This is a genomic window from Corynebacterium sp. Marseille-P3884 (assembly GCF_017942225.1).
Lineage (GTDB): Bacteria > Actinomycetota > Actinomycetes > Mycobacteriales > Mycobacteriaceae > Corynebacterium.
The window spans coordinates 122,773-140,456 of the sequence record NZ_JAGKSD010000003.1 but is presented as its reverse complement, the minus strand read 5'-3'; the positions used below and the strand labels follow the sequence as shown (position 1 = coordinate 140,456).

The 17,684-nt window shown below is 61.4% G+C and carries 18 protein-coding genes and 1 pseudogene; 3 read left to right on the top strand and 16 right to left on the bottom strand.

The genetic code is table 11. The annotated features are described in order from the left end of the window. Position 1 precedes the first annotated feature (1 nt). On the bottom strand, positions 2–1,384 hold the full coding sequence (locus tag J5Y21_RS02785) for a glycine--tRNA ligase (RefSeq protein WP_210572611.1): 1,383 nt from the start codon (positions 1,382–1,384) through the stop codon (positions 2–4). Positions 1,385–1,509: 125 nt separating this feature from the next. Between J5Y21_RS02785 and J5Y21_RS02780 the strand changes: the two genes are divergently transcribed. The 3 genes from J5Y21_RS02780 to J5Y21_RS02770 all read left to right on the top strand — a co-directional run bounded on the left by J5Y21_RS02780 (position 1,510) and on the right by J5Y21_RS02770 (position 2,818). Next, positions 1,510–1,803 (top strand): hypothetical protein, encoded by a 294-nt coding sequence (locus J5Y21_RS02780; protein ID WP_210572608.1) that lies wholly within the window; start codon positions 1,510–1,512, stop codon positions 1,801–1,803. 98 nt (positions 1,804–1,901) lie between these two features. Continuing rightward, positions 1,902–2,372: a metalloregulator ArsR/SmtB family transcription factor gene (locus J5Y21_RS02775; RefSeq protein WP_210572606.1), complete on the top strand. Its 471-nt coding sequence runs from the start codon at positions 1,902–1,904 to the stop codon at positions 2,370–2,372. 20 nt (positions 2,373–2,392) lie between these two features. Then, positions 2,393–2,818 (top strand): Fur family transcriptional regulator, encoded by a 426-nt coding sequence (locus J5Y21_RS02770; RefSeq protein ID WP_210572604.1) that lies wholly within the window; start codon positions 2,393–2,395, stop codon positions 2,816–2,818. Here J5Y21_RS02770 and J5Y21_RS02765 read toward each other — a convergent pair. From J5Y21_RS02765 to J5Y21_RS02700, 15 genes and pseudogenes are all read right to left on the bottom strand, one after another. After that, complete coding sequence (locus J5Y21_RS02765; RefSeq protein WP_210572601.1) at positions 2,815–3,894, bottom strand: VIT1/CCC1 transporter family protein; 1,080 nt, start codon at positions 3,892–3,894, stop codon at positions 2,815–2,817. The two genes, J5Y21_RS02770 and J5Y21_RS02765, sit on opposite strands and share 4 nt — an antisense overlap. Continuing rightward, positions 3,891–4,634: an isoprenyl transferase gene (locus tag J5Y21_RS02760; RefSeq protein WP_210572759.1), complete on the bottom strand. Its 744-nt coding sequence runs from the start codon at positions 4,632–4,634 to the stop codon at positions 3,891–3,893. The genes J5Y21_RS02765 and J5Y21_RS02760 overlap by 4 nt, the downstream gene beginning before the upstream one ends. Continuing rightward, positions 4,634–5,371: a DNA repair protein RecO gene (gene recO / locus J5Y21_RS02755; RefSeq protein WP_210572599.1), complete on the bottom strand. Its 738-nt coding sequence runs from the start codon at positions 5,369–5,371 to the stop codon at positions 4,634–4,636. The genes J5Y21_RS02760 and recO overlap by 1 nt, the downstream gene beginning before the upstream one ends. After that, on the bottom strand, positions 5,361–6,311 hold the full coding sequence (gene era, locus J5Y21_RS11640) for a GTPase Era (RefSeq protein ID WP_246874894.1): 951 nt from the start codon (positions 6,309–6,311) through the stop codon (positions 5,361–5,363). Before era ends, recO begins: the two co-directional genes overlap by 11 nt. 81 nt (positions 6,312–6,392) lie before the next feature. Then, positions 6,393–7,106 (bottom strand): annotated as a pseudogene (pdxY, locus tag J5Y21_RS11635) (pyridoxal kinase); the annotation flags it as partial. A 38-nt stretch (positions 7,107–7,144) separates the two neighbouring features. Continuing rightward, a complete protein-coding gene (pdxY, locus tag J5Y21_RS02745) occupies positions 7,145–7,996 on the bottom strand; it encodes a pyridoxal kinase PdxY (protein ID WP_210572592.1) in 852 nt (283 codons plus the stop codon). Between the two features lie 4 nt (positions 7,997–8,000). After that, complete coding sequence (locus J5Y21_RS02740) at positions 8,001–9,338, bottom strand: hemolysin family protein (RefSeq protein WP_210572589.1); 1,338 nt, start codon at positions 9,336–9,338, stop codon at positions 8,001–8,003. Beyond that, entirely contained in the window at positions 9,338–9,907 is a 570-nt protein-coding gene (gene ybeY, locus J5Y21_RS02735) for an rRNA maturation RNase YbeY (RefSeq protein ID WP_210572587.1), read from the bottom strand. The genes J5Y21_RS02740 and ybeY overlap by 1 nt, the downstream gene beginning before the upstream one ends. Next, entirely contained in the window at positions 9,904–10,878 is a 975-nt protein-coding gene (locus J5Y21_RS02730; protein ID WP_210572584.1) for a PhoH family protein, read from the bottom strand. Before J5Y21_RS02730 ends, ybeY begins: the two co-directional genes overlap by 4 nt. A gap of 10 nt (positions 10,879–10,888) precedes the next feature. Beyond that, positions 10,889–11,593 (bottom strand): 16S rRNA (uracil(1498)-N(3))-methyltransferase, encoded by a 705-nt coding sequence (locus J5Y21_RS02725; protein WP_210572581.1) that lies wholly within the window; start codon positions 11,591–11,593, stop codon positions 10,889–10,891. Next, the gene (dnaJ, locus tag J5Y21_RS02720; RefSeq protein ID WP_210572579.1) at positions 11,593–12,720 is read right to left on the bottom strand and encodes a molecular chaperone DnaJ; all 1,128 of its coding nucleotides are present in this window, start codon (positions 12,718–12,720) and stop codon (positions 11,593–11,595) included. Before dnaJ ends, J5Y21_RS02725 begins: the two co-directional genes overlap by 1 nt. A gap of 50 nt (positions 12,721–12,770) precedes the next feature. Continuing rightward, positions 12,771–13,793: a heat-inducible transcriptional repressor HrcA gene (hrcA, locus tag J5Y21_RS02715; RefSeq protein ID WP_210572577.1), complete on the bottom strand. Its 1,023-nt coding sequence runs from the start codon at positions 13,791–13,793 to the stop codon at positions 12,771–12,773. Between the two features lie 50 nt (positions 13,794–13,843). Then, positions 13,844–14,962 carry a radical SAM family heme chaperone HemW gene (hemW, locus tag J5Y21_RS02710; protein WP_210572576.1) on the bottom strand — a complete coding sequence of 373 codons (1,119 nt, stop codon included), beginning with the start codon at positions 14,960–14,962 and terminating at the stop codon, positions 13,844–13,846. Positions 14,963–15,077: 115 nt separating this feature from the next. After that, on the bottom strand, positions 15,078–15,746 hold the full coding sequence (locus tag J5Y21_RS02705; protein ID WP_076599563.1) for a hypothetical protein: 669 nt from the start codon (positions 15,744–15,746) through the stop codon (positions 15,078–15,080). A 90-nt stretch (positions 15,747–15,836) separates the two neighbouring features. Next, positions 15,837–17,621, bottom strand: a complete 1,785-nt coding sequence (locus tag J5Y21_RS02700) for a long-chain fatty acid--CoA ligase (protein WP_210572568.1) — start codon at positions 17,619–17,621, stop codon at positions 15,837–15,839. Positions 17,622–17,684 lie beyond the last annotated feature (63 nt).

Sequence of the window (17,684 nt, the reverse complement as noted above, 5' to 3'; positions counted from 1 at the left end):
GCTAGCAGCCGATCAGGCGAGCGGCCAGGTAGGCCTCGAGCTCGTCGAGCTTGACCCGCTCCTGCTCCATCGTGTCGCGCTCACGGACCGTCACGGCATTGTCCTCGAGGCTGTCGAAGTCGTAGGTCACGCAGAACGGGGTGCCGATCTCGTCCTGGCGGCGGTAGCGGCGGCCGATCGCGCCGGAGGTGTCAAAGTCGACATTCCAGTGCTGGCGCAGCGAATCAGCCAGTTCCTGTGCCGGGCCGGACAGCTCCGGCTTCTTCGACAGCGGAAGCACGGCCACCTTGACCGGGGCGAGGCGGCGGTCGAGCTTGAGCACGACGCGCTTGTCCACACCGCCCTTCGCATTCGGGGCCTCATCCTCGTGGTACGCGTCGATCAGGAAGGCCATCATCGCGCGGCCCAGGCCGGCGGCCGGCTCGATGCAGTACGGGATCCAGCGCTCATTCGTCTCTTGGTCGAAGAAGCTCAGGTCCTCGCCGGAGGCCTCCGCGTGCGTCTTCAGGTCGTAGTCGGTGCGGTTGGCCACGCCCTCCAGCTCGCCCCACTTGGAGCCCTGGAAGCCGTAGGCGTACTCAATATCGACGGTGCGCTTGGAGTAGTGCGACAGCTTCTCCTGCGGGTGCTCGTAGAGGCGCAGGTTATCCGGGTTGATGCCCAGGTCGATGTACCACTGGTGGCGGTCGTCGATCCAGTACTGGTGCCAGGTCTCGTCCTCGCCCGGCTTGACGAAGAATTCCATCTCCATCTGCTCGAATTCGCGGGTGCGGAAGATGAAGTTGCCCGGGGTGATCTCATTGCGGAAAGACTTACCGGTGTTGGCGATGCCGAACGGTGGCTTCATACGCGACGAGGTCATGACGTTCTTGAAATTCACGAAGATGCCCTGCGCCGTCTCCGGGCGCATGTAGTGCAGGCCCTCCTTGTCGTCGACCGGGCCCAGGTAGGTCTTCATCAGACCGGAGAATTCGCGTGGCTCAGTCCAGTTGCCCGGCTGGCCAGTCTCCGGGTCATTGATGTCGGCCAGGCCGTTTGCCGGCGGGTGGCCGTGCTTTTCCTCGTATGCCTCGAGCAGGTGGTCGGCGCGGTAGCGCTTGTGGGTGTACAGGGACTCCACCAGCGGGTCCGTGAACACGTCGACGTGGCCGGAGGCGACCCACACCTGGCGGGGCAGGATGATGGAGGTGTCCACACCCACAACGTCATTACGCGATTGCACCATGTGCTTCCACCACTGGCGCTTCAGGTTCTCCTTGAGCTCGACGCCCAAGGGACCGTAATCCCATGCGGAACGGGTGCCGCCGTAAATCTCTCCGGCTGGGTAGACCAAGCCGCGGCGCTTGCACAGGTTCACAACGGTATCGATCACGGTCGAAGCCATGGGTAGTTCAACTCTCCTGAAAACGGTTTCTTTACGTCAACGGGAACAAGTGTAGCGCCTCCCCAGAAGCGCAGGTACGGCGGTATCGCGTTAACATTCGCGGAGGAAATTGCGATGAGAAAAGTATGAAGATCTCTAAGAAGCTCATCGCCGCTGCGACCGCGGCAGCACTCACTGTCGGCACCCTTACCCCCGTTGCTTCCGCTCAGGAGCCTGCTCCCCAAGGCGGCAGCGCGATGGCGTTGTACACCACCGTCATGGGCGGCGCACTCAACGCAATCGAAGGATTGCGCGGGGACCGCCACCCAACTGAAACGTTCATGTTGGACATATTGCTGGTCGGGCCGTTGGCCATTCTGCTCATCCCTCTGCAGAAGATCGGCGCAGCCGAAATCGACTTGTCGAGCAAACTCGGTTAGAAATTGCTCGAATCCTGGGGCTTAGTCAAAACTGGAACACTTTCTTATTAAACTGAAGTGGCAACTATCTTTCACAAAATCCTGGAGTGACCCGGACGATGAGCGACCCAACGATCTGGCCTGCGGAAAAGCTCGAGCACACCGCAGGGATCATTGGCGCCCTCGACTCCCCCATGCGCTTGCAAATTCTTCTTCTGCTGCATGCCCGGGACCACGTCGTGCACGAGCTCGTGCGGGTGCTGGGTAAATCGCAGCCCCTGGTCAGTCAACATCTGCGCGTTCTCAAAGACGCTGGTTTAGTCGGTTCGTCCCGCTCCGGCCGCGAGGTGATCTATCGCCTCGCGGTGCCCGGTGTCATCGCCACCTTAGAATCCCTCTCCCTGCTCGCTGAGCGGACGAAAGAAACTGAAGATCAGGTCGACGAATTGGCTGCGCGCAGGAAGAAGGGCCCGGATTTCATCGACGCATCGAAGAGCGCCGGCGCCGCCGCTGCCTTCGGGCCACTGCCGGATGTGACTCCGGACAAAGATCCGGGCTTGAAACCGAACACCCCAGTCCCGCCGGCCTAAGAACCAATAAGGTGTAAGGCATGACTACTCGGCCGGATAAGACTGACACATTGAAAATCGGCGCGCGGAATACCCGCCAGCGTGCCGCAGTGGTCGATATTCTCCAGGACATCGACCGCTTCGCGTCCGCCCAGTCTATTCACCGCGAGCTGACCGACCGCGGACAAAAGGTCGGCCTGACCACTGTTTACCGCACGCTGCAGACACTCACCGAGGTCGGCGCGGTCGACGCCCTCAATTCTGAGACCGGCGAGACGCTCTACCGGCACTGCCTCACCGACCGGCACCACCACCATTTGGTGTGCACCAATTGCGGCCGCAGCGAGGAGATCGACGGCGGCCCCGTCGAGGAGTGGGCGAAAGAGACCGCCGAGAAATACGGCTTCCAGCTCAGCGGGCACGATGCAGAAGTATTCGGCATCTGCCAGACGTGCCAGAACCTCTAGGCTCCCACGAACGCGCCGAATACGACGCCGAGCAGGTACGTCACCAGCGCTGCGCCGAGTCCGATCGCGAGCTGCCTGAACGCCCGCATCGCCGGCTTCTTGCCGGAGAGCAGACCTGTGATGCCACCAGTGATCAACAGCGCCCCCGAGACCAAAACAAGCGCGATGATCGCACCCAGACGCGGAGATGCCCCGAACAAGAACGGGATGATCGGCACGAAAGCACCCGTGGCGAAGAAGATGAATGACGCGATCGCGGCCGACCACGCACCGCTGGCATCGGAATCCTCTGGCTCGAGCCCGTCCTCGACGTGGTGGTGCTGGTGTCCGGTCATCATGGACCAGAACACATTCTTCGCCTGAGCGTCGGCCTCCTCCGCGCTCATGCCGCGTGCGCGATACACCAAAGCGAGCTCGTTTTGGTTCACATCCAGTTTCGGCAACAGGTCGCGGGCTTCGGGGGCGGGCGTCGATGCGTCGAGAAGCTCTGCCTGCGATTTCACCGACACGTATTCGCCCGCCGCCATCGACAGCGCACCGGCGAGCAATCCGGAAATGCCGGTGAGAAGAATGAAATTCGAGGACACGCCCGAGCCCATCACGCCGAGGACGAGCGCGACATTGGACACCAGCCCGTCGTTCGCGCCGAACACGGCCGCGCGGAAAGAACCGGAGAGCTTCTCACGGCCCTGCGCCGCCAGTGCGCGCACGACCTCCGCGTGCATCGCCTCGTCCGCCGCGATCTCGTCCGGCGCGTCGTCGTCCTCGAGGTACGGCGATCTTTGCTCCGCGGTCTGCATCAACGCCAGCGCGAACACGGGCGAGACAGTCCGCGCCAGAAACGACATGAACCGCGTGTGCAGGTCCGGTTTGATGGGCATGCCCACCTCGGGCCCGAGCTTGTCGCGCCAGTATTTCTCGTGGCGTGATTCGGCATCGGCGATCTCTTCGAGAATCTCCCGCTCGTCGCCCTCGCGCTTCTTCGCCAGCTCACGGTACGTCGCCGCCTCCGCGCGCTCATTGGCCAGATACTGGCGCCATTTGCGGATTTGGCTACGGGTGGGAGCCTCCGTCATTTCTTCACGCCTCCGAAACGACGGTCGCGCTGCGCGTATTCCAGCACTGCATCGTAGAGATCATCCGCGGTGAAATCCGGCCAGAGAATATCGCGGTAGACCATCTCCGCATACGCCGATTGCCACAGCAGGAAATTCGACGTGCGCTGCTCGCCCGAGGGCCGCAGGAACAGGTCGACGTCGGGCATATCGGGGCGATAAAGAAAATCGCTTATCGACGCCTCGTTGATCTGCCCCGGCTTCAACTCCCCCTTCTTCACTGCCGTGGCCATTCGCTTCATCGCATCGGCGATCTCTGCCCGGCCGCCGTAATTGATGCACATGGCCAAAGTGAGGCCGGTGTTGTTCTTGGTCATCTCTTCGGCTGCCTCGAGCTCGCGGATCACTGAGCGCCACAGGCGCGGGCGGCGTCCCGCCCACACAATGCGCACATTCTTCGCGTGCAGCTGGTCGCGTTCCGCCCGCATGATGTCGCGGGAGAACCCCATGAGGAAGCGGACCTCGTCCGCGCTGCGGCGCCAGTTCTCCGTGGAGAAGGTATAGGCGGACAACCATTCGATGCCGCCGAGCTCGATCGCCGCGTCCACCATGTTCATCAGCACTTTCTCGCCGACTCGGTGACCTTCAGTGCGCGGCAGGCCGCGCTCTTGCGCCCAGCGGCCGTTGCCGTCCATGACGAGCGCGATGTGGCGCGGAATGAATTCGTGGGGGATCTCGGGGATGGTGCTCACCCCGTCTATTATGCCTGCTCCATGATCTTCAACGACGAAACGGCCGATTCCACGTTGAACTGCAGGTGAGCGATGGACAAGCGGTGCACCTGCGCCGCCGTGGTCTCCGTCAGCTTGTCTTGCGCGGCACCGAAATAGCCTTCCGCGAGCAGCCACATGATGTGCAGCGTGTCCTCTTCCACATCGAAAGACCCGGGCGGCCGGCAGTGCACGCACGCTGCCCCGCCTACGGCCGGGTGGAAAGCGTGGTGCGGTCCCCTCCTGCCGCACTGCGCGCAGTTGAACAGGCTCAAACCCCAACCGGAATGCGCCGTCGCGCGCAAAATGAACGCGTCGAGCACCAGCGTCGGAAATTCCGTGTCTTGCAGAGCTTTCAATGCAGAACCAATCTCGTCGAACAAGAACTCGTCTGCCTCATCCGCGTAGCTGAGCTTCTCCGCCGCCTCCATCACCGCGCATGCAGCGGTATACCGGTCGAAGTCGTCGATAATGCCGCTCCCGTAGTACGCCACCGTGTCCGCCTGGGTGATGGTGGCTAGATTCCGCCCCGGATACAGCTGGACGTCGATGTCAACGAAGGGTTGCACGCGTGAGCCGAAGCGGCTCTTTGTTTTCCGCACGCCTTTGGCGACCGCTCTGACGAGACCATGTTCTTTGGTCAGCAGCACCACGACGCGGTCGGCCTCACCGAAGTCGTAGGTGCGCACCACGAAGGCGCGGTCGCGGAAGCTGGGTTTAGAAGCCAAGGCGCCCCAAATGCTTCGGGTCGGATTGCCAGTTCTTCAGCACCTTGATGCGCAGATCCAGATAGACATTCTGGCCCACCAGATCCATGATCTGCTTCCTCGAACGCTGGATGATGCCGCTCAGTCTCCGGCCGTCCCTGCCCTCGATGATCGCCTTCTGGCCTGGGCGTTCGAGGTACAGCACCGCGTAGATTTTCGTCCTGGTGTTGCCGCGGTCATCAGTCTCCGGAAGCATTTCGTCGATCTGCACCGCCACCGAGTGTGGCAGCTCGTCGCGCAGCCCTCGCAGGGCTTCCTCGCGGATCAGCTCCGCGATGCGGGTCTCCATGTCCTCATCCGTGACGTGGCCTTCCGGATAAAAACGCGGCCCTTCTGGAAGATTCTTTGCGATCACATCCAACAGAACATCCAGCTGCACATTCTCTGTCGCGGAGACGGGCACGACGTCGACATTCTCATTACCGGTCGCTTCGACCAGCATCTCGTGCAAGCGGACCAGCTGCTCGCCCACCTGGTCTTTCCCAACTCGATCAAGCTTGGTCACGATGCCGACAATCGGTGTGCCCGGCTTGGTCTTCATCACCGCATCGAGGATCCAGCGGTCGCCGGGGCCGATCTTCTCGTTCGCCGGAATAGTGATCCCGATGACGTCCACGTCCGCGAAGGTGTCCTTGACCACCTCGTTGAGGCGATCGCCCAAAAGAGTGCGGGGGCGGTGCAGCCCGGGGGTGTCCACCACGACGATCTGTGCGTCCTCGCGGTTCACGATGCCGCGGATTGGGTGGCGCGTCGTCTCCGGCTGGTCCGCCATGATGGCGATCTTCTCGCCCACCAGCGCATTCGTCAGCGTCGACTTACCGGTATTCGGGCGGCCGACAAAGCTGACGAATCCGGAGCGAAAGCCCTCCGGGGTGTCGGTGAACTGGGAAAAGTGGTCCATGCCTGCATATGGTACTGCCACGAAGCTGTCTTCCGGCTCCACGATGAGGTCCTGTCGCTCGACTAATGGAAGTCCGGCAAAGCTGTTGTCCAGCCGCGTGGTCTTCTGCGCTGCCACGACCATCCCGTACAAGGAGCTCGCAATGTGCTCGAGGCGGTCTTTCGGGGTTTCGTCGATAAGCGCCGTGTACATCGCTGCCGCGAGATCCCCTGCCCCGACGACATTGCCTCCAATGCGCGGCGTCTCCACGTACCAGGCAAAATCACCATCGATGTCCAGCATTCCAATGGTGTCCGGATCACCCGTATCCACGCTGGTGATCAAGGCCCTCCCCTTCAGGGAGCGCGCTGCCTCGATCGTCTCCTCGATCGTGTTCAGCTCGCGACCGGTGAGTAGTGCTAGCTCCCACTGGTTCGGGCAGATCGCGTCGGCGAGCGGAATGATCTCGTCTTTGAAAATGCCCGGAATATCGTCATCGACAAAAGACCCGACCTTCGCGTTGCCGATCACCGGGTCGCACACCCACTCCGCATTCGGATTGGCCTGCTTGATCTCTTCTACTGCCTCGACGATGACGGAGGCAAGAGAAGAGGATCCCAGATACCCCGTCAGCACTACGTCGACATCCGGGTAGGCGAAACTCATCCCGTCCAGCACATCCGCGACGTGTTTCGGCGGGATCTTCGGCCCACGCCACGACGGGTACTCGGTGTGGTTGGAGAAATTGACGGTGTGCACCGGCCAGACCTCGTGGCCGAGCCTCTGCATCGGAAAGACGGCCCCAGAATTGCCCACGTGGCCGAAAGAGACCGCCGACTGGATCGAAAGAATATTCACAGCGCTTCAACCTCGAATTGCATGCGCGGATTCGCGTAGGCCTCCTGCGATTCCACCACGAGCAGCTCCGGCGCATCTGTTTTATATGTGGCCTCCAACAGGTCGAAGGTGCTCGATGCCGTCTTCGCCAGAGCATCCGCCGCATTACCTGATTCCGCGTAGTGCCCGGTAAACAGTGCGCATGCAACGTCCCCGGAGCCGTTTCGCTTGAACGGCAGGCGCGGTGTTTGCACAATCCACGTTCCTTGTTCATCCGCCGCGATCATTTCTAGGACGTCGTCAGGCTGGTCGGGCCGCTCAACGGAAGTGACCAGAATCGTCGACGGCCCCATGTTCTTCGCCGACTGAATCGCGTTGAGGGTCGAATCGAGGTCGGTGCATTCCACGCCGGTCAAATAGCCCAGTTCAAACTGGTTCGGGGTGATGATGTCAGCCACCGGAACGACCGTGTCGCGCAACAGCGGCGGAATATTGTCTGAGACGTGGCAGCCCGACTTCGCGTTGCCCATTACCGGATCACACGCATACATGGCCTTTGGGTTGAGCGCCTTAACGCGTGCCACTGTGTCCACGATGACCTGTGCAATATCGTCTCCGCCCTGGTAGCCAGAGAGCACCACATCCACGTCTTTCAGCGCACCGCGGTCGTCGATGCCCGCGATGACTTCGCGCACATCGTCGGCCGGAATCATCGGGCCTTTCCACGAACCATATCCGGTGTGGTTGGAGAAGTTCACGGTGTAGACCGGCCACACCTCATGTCCGATCCGCTGCAGCGGAAAGACCGCTGCCGAATTACCCACGTGACCGTAAGCGACCACCGACTGGATGGAGAGGATGTTCTTCATGCACCTATTGTGCACCGTCACCGAATGTGTCCTTGACAAGGGTCCACTCGGGAACGTCGATAAGCACGGTGCGCACCTTCACGCGTCCGCGTCGGTCGTGCCCTCCTTCTGCGGTATAGCGCAAACCGTCGACTTCCACATAGGACCCCGGCAGCGGAACGCGCCCCAGCTCGTACGACAACAAGCCCGCCACCGTCTCGACATTGTCCGTGATCTCCTCGTCGAATTCGAGCTCGTAGTCGATCTCGTCGTCGAGAAAATCAACGAGGTCATCGAGCGGCAGACGTGCCTGCGCCCGGTACGTGCGGTCCAAAACTAATTCGATGGGCGCCTCTTCGTCCGCGTCGTATTCGTCGGCGATCTCGCCCACGATCTCCTCGAGGATGTCCTCCATGGTCATCAGGCCCGCAATACCGCCGTATTCGTCGACGAGCACCGCGATGTGCATCTGATCCCGCTGCATCTCCGCGAGCAGATCGTCCAGCGGCTTCGAGTCCGGCACGAATTTCGGCTCGCGCATCAGATCGGACACGCTCACCCCGCTGCCGCCGTCGGTGCGGTTGTAGGTGCGCTCCACGATGTCTTTCAGGTAGATCACGCCCACGATGTCGTCGACGCTCTCCCCGATCACCGGCACGCGCGAATGCCCCGAACGAATCATGAGGTTCGCCGCCTGGCCGGCGGTCTTCTCCGCCTCGATCCACACCATCTCCGGGCGCGGCACCATCACCTGGCGCGCGTGGGTATCGGCCAGATCGAAGATGTTCTGGATCATGCGGTGCTCGACGGTTTCCACCACGCCCTGCTCTTGAGCCATATCGACTGCTTCGCGCAGCTCGACATCGGTGGCGTACGGATTCTCCAGCGCTTCCTCGCCCGGGGTGACCAGGTTGCCGATCCAGATCAGCAGCTTCGACAACGGCCCCAGCACGACATAGACCACCGTCAGGATCTGCGCCGCCCGCAAGGAGATCGAGTACGGGTTCAGCTTGCCAGCACGCCGCGCGATCACACCGATCACGCCGAAGCGCATGAGCGTGACCGCCACGATCGCGGCCGTGATCGCCCAACCGTGAGACGGAATCGCATCCAAAGCAGCCAGCAGTGCGAACACCGCCGCCAACGTATCCAGCACGGTCTGGATCAGCGCGAGCAGACCCAAGTGGTTCGGCCGCGCATCGACGACCCGAAGTAACGAAGTAGCGCCCCCGACATCGTCTTTGACCATCGATTCCACGCGAGCCCTCGAGATGGGCACCAGCGCAGACTCGAGCATTTTGATCACGCCGGCCCCCAAGAGGGAGACCAGCGAGATCAACAGGTAGGTCACCCAGAGGTCCACTACTCGCCCCGCTTTTCGACGAGCCCGTCGAGCTCCTCACGGTCCGCCGCCGACGGGAATGCGTGCTTTCCGTCCGGCTTCGGCTGGAATTCAATGCCACGGGCCGACAGATCGTCATACCAATCAGCGAGAATCTCGTTCTGCAGTGCGAACATTTCCCGCTCGTCCGCCGGGGTGGCGTGGTCATAGCCCAACAGATGCAAACACCCATGCACCGTCAGCAGCGCCATCTCGTGGCCGAGAGAATGCCCAGCCGCATCTGCCTGTTTCCTGTCGTAGGCGGGACACAAGATGATGTCCCCCAGCATGGACGGACCGACAGGCGTTGCATCCGGTCGGCCGGAACCGGGCGTGAGCTCGTCCATCGGGAAGCTCATCACGTCGGTGGGGCCGGGCAGGTCCATCCAGCGCACGTGCATATCCGCCATCGTGTCAGTGTCCACGCAGGTGATGGTCACCTCGGTGTCTGGGTGGACATCCATGGCGGTCAGGGCGAACGAGGCGACGTCGACAAGCATCTCCTCGTTGACGTCTGCCTCCCCGGACTCGTTGAGGACCTCGATGCTCATTGCTCATCTCCCTTATTTTGTGCGTCATACCGGTCGTAGGCGGCGACAATCCGGCTGACCAGCCTGTGCCTCACAACGTCCTTCGCGCTGAATTCCTGGAAGTGAATATCCTCCACATCCCGCAAAATTCGGCGTGCCACCCTCAAACCGGACACGACTCCGCGCGGCAGGTCCACCTGCGAGATATCGCCCGTGACCACCATCTTGGAGCCAAAGCCCAAACGCGTCAGGAACATCTTCATCTGCGCCGGCGTCGTATTCTGCGCCTCGTCCAAAATCACGAAGGCATCGTTCAGCGTGCGTCCGCGCATGTACGCCAGCGGAGCAACTTCAATGATCCCTGCCTCCATGAGCTTCGGGATCATCTCTGGGTCGAGCATGTCCCGCAGTGCGTCATAGAGCGGGCGAAGATACGGATCGATCTTGTCGTTCAGGGTGCCCGGCAAGAACCCGAGCTTCTCGCCCGCCTCCACGGCCGGGCGCGTGAGAATGATGCGCTTGACCTCTTTGGCCTGCAAAGCCTGCACTGCCTTCGCGACCGCCAAATACGTCTTGCCCGAGCCCGCCGGGCCGATTCCAAACACAATCGTGTTCTCGTCGATCGCGTCGACGTACTCTCGCTGCCCAGCCGTCTTCGGGCGAATGATCTTCCCGCGGCGCGCGACGATCTCCTGTCCGAGAATCTCCGCCACGGATTCAGGCATGTCCGTGGCCATGATGTCCACTGCGTGCGTCACGGCATCAGACGTGATCACGATGCCCCTCCGCACCATCGCCTCCAGCTCGGAGAGCACACGGGAGGCATGCGCCACCTTGTCCACCGGGCCGCGCAGCATCACTGAACCGCCGCGCGCGAAGAGATCCACGCCCAAAAGATCATTCAGGGTGCGCAGATTCCCGTCCGTGACGCCCAAAACAGACTGCGCCAATTCAGGGTCGAGCTCATAGGAGCTTGAGACCAGTTCTGCCATGCGGTTCACCCTACCAGCGGGAAAGTGCCCCAATGGCACTCAATCCAGCGAATGCCGCCGACGCCGTGCGCAGCACTTCCGGCCCCAGCTTCACTTTCACAGCATTCAGCAGCTCCAGCTCGTCCTCTCCGATTCCGCCTTCCGGGCCAACAATGAGGAACAGCTTATCGACGTCAAAATCGACCTCGCCGATCCCCTTTGTCGCATCCTCATGGAGAACTAGAGCCGTTTCTCCCTGAATCAGCTCCGCCAGCTGATTCGTCGTCACCGGCTCATGCACCTTAGGGATCCATGCCCGCCTCGACTGCTTCGCCGCTTCCCGCGCAGTCGATTGCCACTTCTCCACATTCTTGGCCACCTTCGCGCCCTGCCACCGCGCGATCGTCCGGTGCGAGATCCACGGAATAATCGCGTCCGCTCCACCCTGCGTAGCCAAATCCACCGCGAGCTCCGCCCGCTCCGACTTCGGAACTGCCTGCACCACGATCACTTCCGGCAGAGGCCTCGACACGTTTTTCAGCTCCACGACGGTGCCAGAAAGCTTGTCCTTTCCAGAGGTGTTCGTCACCTCAACCTCTGCCACAGTCCCCCGGCCGTCGATAAGCGCAATGCTCTCGCCGACCGTGATCCGTTTGACCGTGACTGCATGCCGCCCTTCGGCGCCGTCAAGCTTTCCCGAGGCCGGGTCGTCCGCGATGAAATACGGCAGGCTCATTAGAAGCGGAACCGGTCTCGCAGGCGGGAGAAGAAGCCCTCGTCCTGGCCTGCCTCTTCCTCGACGAATGCTGACCCGTCATGCGCGTCGCGCAGCTCCTCGAGGCGGTGGCGCTGATCCTTGCTCAAATCAGTCGGAATGACTACCTGGACGTGCGCGATCATGTCGCCCGCGCCCTCCCGGCGCAGCCGCGGCATGCCCTCGCCACGAAGAACGATCTCCTCCTCCGGCTGCGTGCCCGCCGGAATATCGATCGTCGTGGTCTCGCCAGAGAGATCTTCGACCTCCACCGAGGTTCCGAGAGCCGCGTCGAACATCGGGACATTGACCTTGAGGTGCAAATTATCGCCCTCGCGGACGAAGACCGGGTGCGTTTCCGTGTCTACCTCGACGTACAGGTCGCCCGCCGGGCCGCCGCCGTGCCCGACCTCGCCCTGGCCTGCCATGCGGATGCGCATGCCGCCGACGATGCCCGCCGGAATCTTCACCGAAATATCCCGGCGCGAACGCACGCGTCCCTGGCCACCGCACTTCTGGCACGGATCCGTGATGATCTCGCCGAAGCCAGAGCACTTCGGGCACGACGTCGTCGTCATGATATTGCCCAAGAACGACTGCTGGACCTGCTGCACCTGGCCCTGGCCGCCGCACTCGTCGCAGGTGACTGGCTTGGACTCCGATTCGGAACCCGTTCCGTGGCAGTGCTCGCACAGGATCGCCGTATCCACCGTCACGTCCTTGCGCGTACCCGAATAGGCTTCCGCCAGCGAAATGGTCGTCCGCAGCAACGCATCGTTGCCCGGCTGAACACGGGAACGCGGTCCACCGCTTCTTCCGCCAGTGTCTCCGAAGAACGCCTCGAAGATATCCCCGAAGCCAAACCCGCCCTGCGGACCAGCTGCACGTCCCTGCTCCATGGGATCGCCACCGCGGTCGACGATGCTTCGCTTTTGCGGATCCAGCAGCACCTCCTGGGCCACGGAAATCTCACGGAATTTCTCCGCGGCTTCTTCCGTGTCGTTCACATCGGGGTGGTACTTGCGCGCGAGACGTCGATAAGCCTTCTTGATCTCCGCGTCCGTCGCACCCTGGTCCACTCCGAGAATGCCGTAATAATCGCGAGCCATCTAAAATCCTTTGTTGCTAAATCTGTTTTCGTCTACATGTCCGGTAATGGTCAGCCGCCCTCTTCACCGAGGATATTGCTGATGTAGTGCGCCACGGCAGCGACTTTACGCATCGTACCGGGGTAATCCATATACGTCGGCCCAAGAACGCCGAGCCCGCCGAGCGTCTCGCCCGAGGTGCCGTACCCAGATGTCACGATGCTCGCCTTCGACAGCTCCTCGTCCTCGTTCTCCTGGCCGATCACCACCGAGACATTGCCTAGTTCCGGCAGATTGGTCAAAAGCTTCAGCACGACCACCTGCTCCTCGAGCGCCTCCACGACGCTGAGGAGGTCCGTAGTTTTCGGCACCAGGTTCGCAGCTCCTGCAATGAGCACTCGGTCGCTCGGGTTTTCCACCAGCGTATCGATGAGCACCGAGATCGCCCTGTTCAACGGGTCTGCGATCCCCTTCGGCGCCTCCTCCGCGAGGATCACCAGGGACGTCGACGCATCCGCCATCGTCTTACCCACCAAAGCCTTATTGAGAAGATCCCTCAACTGCGTGAGCGCGTCGTTGCCGATGGGAGATGCCAATTCGACATTTCGCTGATCGACCCGTCCGTTGTCCGTGATGAGCACCAGAAGGAGACGCGTCGGCGTCAACGCGACCACCTCGCAGTGCTTCACCCGCGAGACCGCCAGCGTCGGCAGTTGCACCACCGCCGCCTGGTGAGTGAGCTGCGCCAAAAGATGCGCCGACCTGCGCATCACGTCTTCCAAGTCGACGCTCGATTCCAAGAACTCCGAGATCGCCCGTCGTTCAGGCAAAGAAAGCGGCTTCACGTCGTTGATCGCATCGACAAAAGCCCTGTAGCCCTTCTCCGTCGGCACACGCCCAGAGCTCGCGTGCGGCTGCGCGATGAATCCTTCGGCCTCCAGCACCGCCATGTCATTGCGGATCGTCGCCGACGACACATTGAGTTTGTGCCGCTCCACCAGCCGCTTCGAACCGACCGGCTCCTGGGAAGAGATATAGTCCGCAACGATCGCGCGCAGCACTGCCTGCCTGCGCTCGCGTGCGACACCCGCCATACTTGGCACTCTCCTTCCTCGACTGCTAAGTCACGAGTGTAGCGCCCTCGCTACTCCGCGGCCAAGATGTCCGTGATCACCCCGTCGATCAGCAGTCTGCCCGCATCGGTCGCGAAAATCCGTCCCGCTTCTTCGGTGAGCACACCACCGCGCACATGCTTATCGACGACCCCTTGAGCTCCCCCACCGATCCATTCCCGAGGGATTCCTTCCTTCAGCCGCAGCCCCAGCATGATCTTCTCGAAGTGTTCCTCAGCGTCAGAGATCGTCTCCGTACCGTCGATTGGAAAAGCATTCTCGGCGAGTATCTGCTCGTATTTCTCCGGCCGCTTCACATTGAAATAGCGGAACCGATCGACATATCCGTGCGCTCCAGGACCTGCACCCCACCAATTGCCTCCCTGCCAATACAGCAGGTTATGCCGGCACTCCCCGCCCGGCTTCGCCCAATTCGACACCTCGTACCAGTCAAATCCAGAAGATTCGAGCCGGTTCGCGATGATCTCGTACCGGTCGGCATACACATCTTCTTCCGGCGCCGGCAGTTGACCTTTCCGGATCTTCCGCGCCATCGCGGTGCCGTCTTCCACGATCAGGGAATAGGCAGACACATGGTCTACCTCCGCGCTGAGCACGGCATCAAGGGATTTCCGCACATCGTCATCCGTCTCCGTCGGGGTGCCGTAGATCAGGTCCAAATTGACATGCTCGAAACCGGCCCTTTTGGCCTCTTTCGCCGCCTCTACGGCTCTGCCCGGCGTGTGCTGGCGGTCAAGCACCTTCAACACCGGTATCGACGCCGACTGCATTCCCAAGGACACCCGGTTAAACCCCGCCTCCTTGAGTCCCTCGAAATAAGCCGGGCTCGTCGATTCCGGGTTCGATTCTGTGGTCACCTCTGCGTCTGTGGCCAATCCGAAGGTGTTTCTGATCCGTGTCAGGATCCGTCCCAAACTATTTGCCCCCAACAGCGACGGCGTCCCACCGCCGACAAAGACCGTGTCCGCCGTCCTGCCGACCTTTTCCGCCGCCAGCTCCAGTTCTTTTTCCAATGCGACGAGATATGCCTCGTAGGAGCTTTCCGTCTCACTCGGCGTGTAGGTGTTGAAATCGCAGTACCCGCACCGGGTCGCACAGAACGGGACGTGGACGTAGACACCGAAACTCATGCACCCAACCCTAAAACCAGTGCTGGATTTCGATCACATTCTTGCCGCCTCAACCAAAGAAACCCCAGCTCAGATTTGGTTGATTTGGTAAGCAAAGGCTCTAAATCCAGCGCTCCTAAGCGCCGCGCCGCGACCGCTTCGCCGCCACCTTCGCCACGATGGCATCCACGCGGGCACGCTCCTCCAAGAACTTCGGCGGATTAGACCCGCGCATCGCCCGGGTGAACCCGGGGTGCTCAGCTGCCACCGCATCGAGCCAGCCGTCTACGGCTGACTCCACCAGCTCGCCCACCCGCGCATACAGGTGCGGCAACGAAACAGCAGCGAGGTTCTGCGCCACCATGTCAGTCTGCTCGAGGGTGTAGTCGACCACTTCCTCGAGGTGCTGCACGATCAGGTCAGTCCTTTGCGTGCACACCTCCGTCATCGCCTTCACCGGGGAGGGCGAACTCAACGGAAAGAGCTCGAACAGCCCGACCGCGTCGAGCGGCTCCGGCTCCGGCAGCCTCTCATTGGCCGGGAGCGCAGCAGAGATGGACCCTGCTTTGACGCCAGAAACCAGCGCCTGGCGCAGACCGATCAGCTCGCCGACCACGCGGCGAGCATCAGTACGAGCATCATCGACGATCTCTGAGAACTCGGCCAGACAGTCGTCGGTAAGCTCCCCGTCGTAATCCGCGATGGCCTCAGCGATGTGCTCGATGTACTCCGCGACCTCGTCGCCGATGTTGTAGACCTCTTGAGTCAATTCGCGGTGGCGCAGCGTCGCGGCAGTCCGGTGCACACTGGCCCCCTTCAATTCGAGTCACATTATGGCGTTCGAGCGTTGACTCTAGGCCACAGCTTCACAGCGTTTTGTACGGCGCGCCGAGACCTACCCGTAAAGCTTCCGCATCTGGTGCGCGAAGTGGTCCATCACCACTGGACGCTTCACTTTCAGCGTGGCCGTGAGCTCGCCGTCCTCCTCGGTGAGGTCGCGGGGAAGAATCCGGAATTTCTTGATCTGTTCCGCCCGACTGACCGAAGCATTGACTCGGTTCACCGCATCCTGCACTTCACCGCGCAGCTCAGGCAGCTTGGCCAATTTGTACGTCGGCATATCCAGCCCGCGCTGCTCTTTCCAGCGCACCAGCGCGTCTTCATCGAGCGCGATCAGCACGCCGATGAACGGCTTTCCATCTCCCACCACGACCGCCTGGGAAATCAGCGGGTCCTGTCGGAGCATTTCCTCGAGCGGCTGCGGTGCGACATTCTTTCCGCCCGAGGTCACCAGAATGTCTTTCTTGCGGCCGGTGATGGTGATGAAGCCATTCTCGTCGATTTCACCGAGATCGCCGGTGTGGAACCAGCCGTCGATAAGCGCTTCTTTTGTTGCTTTCTCGTTCTGCCAGTACCCGACGAAAATCCCGTCGCCCGAAAAGCAGATCTCCCCGTCTTCGGTCGTCTTGGCGGAATAACCGAACATCGGCTTGCCCACGGATCCGATCTTCGCGTCTTTCCCGAAATTCACGGCGGCCGCCGACGCAGTCTCCGTCAGCCCGTACCCTTCGTAGACGGGCAGCCCGGCCCCGCGGAAGAAATGCCCGAGCGGAACGCCCAACGCGGACCCGCCCGATATTCCGTACTGCACATTGCCGCCTAGACCTGCGCGGATTTTCGAGTACACGAGCTTGTCAAAGAGCTTTTGCTTGAGCTTCAAGCTTATCGACGGCCCCTGTTTTTCCATCGCCTTCGAGAACTCAATGGCAGTCTTCTCGGCCTCTTTGAAGATCCGTGCACCGATCGCTGAGCCGTCCGATGCCTTCACGTAGGCGGCATTGCGTGCCTTCTCGTACACGCGTGGAACGCCCAACACCACGTCCGGCTGCGCGCGCTGGAATTCCGCCGCGATCGTCTTCACATCCGACCAGTGAGTCTGCAACGTGCCCGAAATCGTCGCGAGCAGGTGCACCGACCGCGCCATCACGTGCGCGAGCGGCAAATACGTGACCATCTTCGTCCCCGGTCCTGCGATCTTTCCGATCGGGTGCTGCTGCAGGCCACGCACTTGGAAGATCCAATTCAGGTGGGTGATGATGCAGCCTTTGGACCTGCCCGTCGTCCCGGATGTGTACACCAGCGATGCGATGTCGTCATGAGAAATACCCTTGATTCTCTCGTCCAGAACCTCATCGCCGACCACTTCCCCGGCGCGTTCCAAGTACCCAATCGCGTCCTCGTTGAACAGGAGAATCTGTTGCAAGTCCGTCTCGGTGAGGTGCTCGAATTTCACGCCATGCTCGTGCGTTTCCCCGATCGCGAGCATCGCGCCTGAATCCTCCACGATCCACTGCACCTGGTCGAGAGAACTGGTCGGGTAGATCGCCACCGTTGTGGCACCGGCCGCCATGATGGCGAAATCGATGACCGCCCATTCATAGCGCGCCCCCGACAGCAGCGCGATTCGATCGCCTTTCTCCACCCCAATACCAATGAGACCTTTGGCGACCTTCCGCACATGCGCGACGAATTCCGCCGCCGTCACATCGACCCAATCATGCTCACCGGGCCGGGAGAAAAGCACGATATCCGGACTCTTCTCCGCAGTAGCCACCAGTGCCGAGTAGCAATTCTCGTCGGGAGCAACCTCAAATCCAGCAGGAACAGTGAATGTGGTCACGAAAAGCCTCCTTTGCGGCAATTACTTTCTGACTACAAAGTACTTGCCACAAAGGAGGCTCGT

What these genes read in the sequence shown, in the direction of transcription:
- J5Y21_RS02785 (WP_210572611.1), bottom strand. Translation starts at nt 1,384, where the DNA reads ATGGCTTCGACCGTGATCGATACCGTTGTGAACCTGTGCAAGCGCCGC.
- J5Y21_RS02780 (WP_210572608.1), top strand. Translation starts at nt 1,510, where the DNA reads ATGAAGATCTCTAAGAAGCTCATCGCCGCTGCGACCGCGGCAGCACTC.
- J5Y21_RS02775 (WP_210572606.1), top strand. Translation starts at nt 1,902, where the DNA reads ATGAGCGACCCAACGATCTGGCCTGCGGAAAAGCTCGAGCACACCGCA.
- J5Y21_RS02770 (WP_210572604.1), top strand. Translation starts at nt 2,393, where the DNA reads ATGACTACTCGGCCGGATAAGACTGACACATTGAAAATCGGCGCGCGG.
- J5Y21_RS02765 (WP_210572601.1), bottom strand. Translation starts at nt 3,894, where the DNA reads ATGACGGAGGCTCCCACCCGTAGCCAAATCCGCAAATGGCGCCAGTAT.
- era (WP_246874894.1), bottom strand. Translation starts at nt 6,311, where the DNA reads ATGGACCACTTTTCCCAGTTCACCGACACCCCGGAGGGCTTTCGCTCC.
- pdxY (WP_210572592.1), bottom strand. Translation starts at nt 7,996, where the DNA reads ATGAAGAACATCCTCTCCATCCAGTCGGTGGTCGCTTACGGTCACGTG.
- ybeY (WP_210572587.1), bottom strand. Translation starts at nt 9,907, where the DNA reads ATGAGCATCGAGGTCCTCAACGAGTCCGGGGAGGCAGACGTCAACGAG.
- J5Y21_RS02730 (WP_210572584.1), bottom strand. Translation starts at nt 10,878, where the DNA reads ATGGCAGAACTGGTCTCAAGCTCCTATGAGCTCGACCCTGAATTGGCG.
- J5Y21_RS02725 (WP_210572581.1), bottom strand. Translation starts at nt 11,593, where the DNA reads ATGAGCCTGCCGTATTTCATCGCGGACGACCCGGCCTCGGGAAAGCTT.
- dnaJ (WP_210572579.1), bottom strand. Translation starts at nt 12,720, where the DNA reads ATGGCTCGCGATTATTACGGCATTCTCGGAGTGGACCAGGGTGCGACG.
- hrcA (WP_210572577.1), bottom strand. Translation starts at nt 13,793, where the DNA reads ATGGCGGGTGTCGCACGCGAGCGCAGGCAGGCAGTGCTGCGCGCGATC.
- hemW (WP_210572576.1), bottom strand. Translation starts at nt 14,962, where the DNA reads ATGAGTTTCGGTGTCTACGTCCACGTCCCGTTCTGTGCGACCCGGTGC.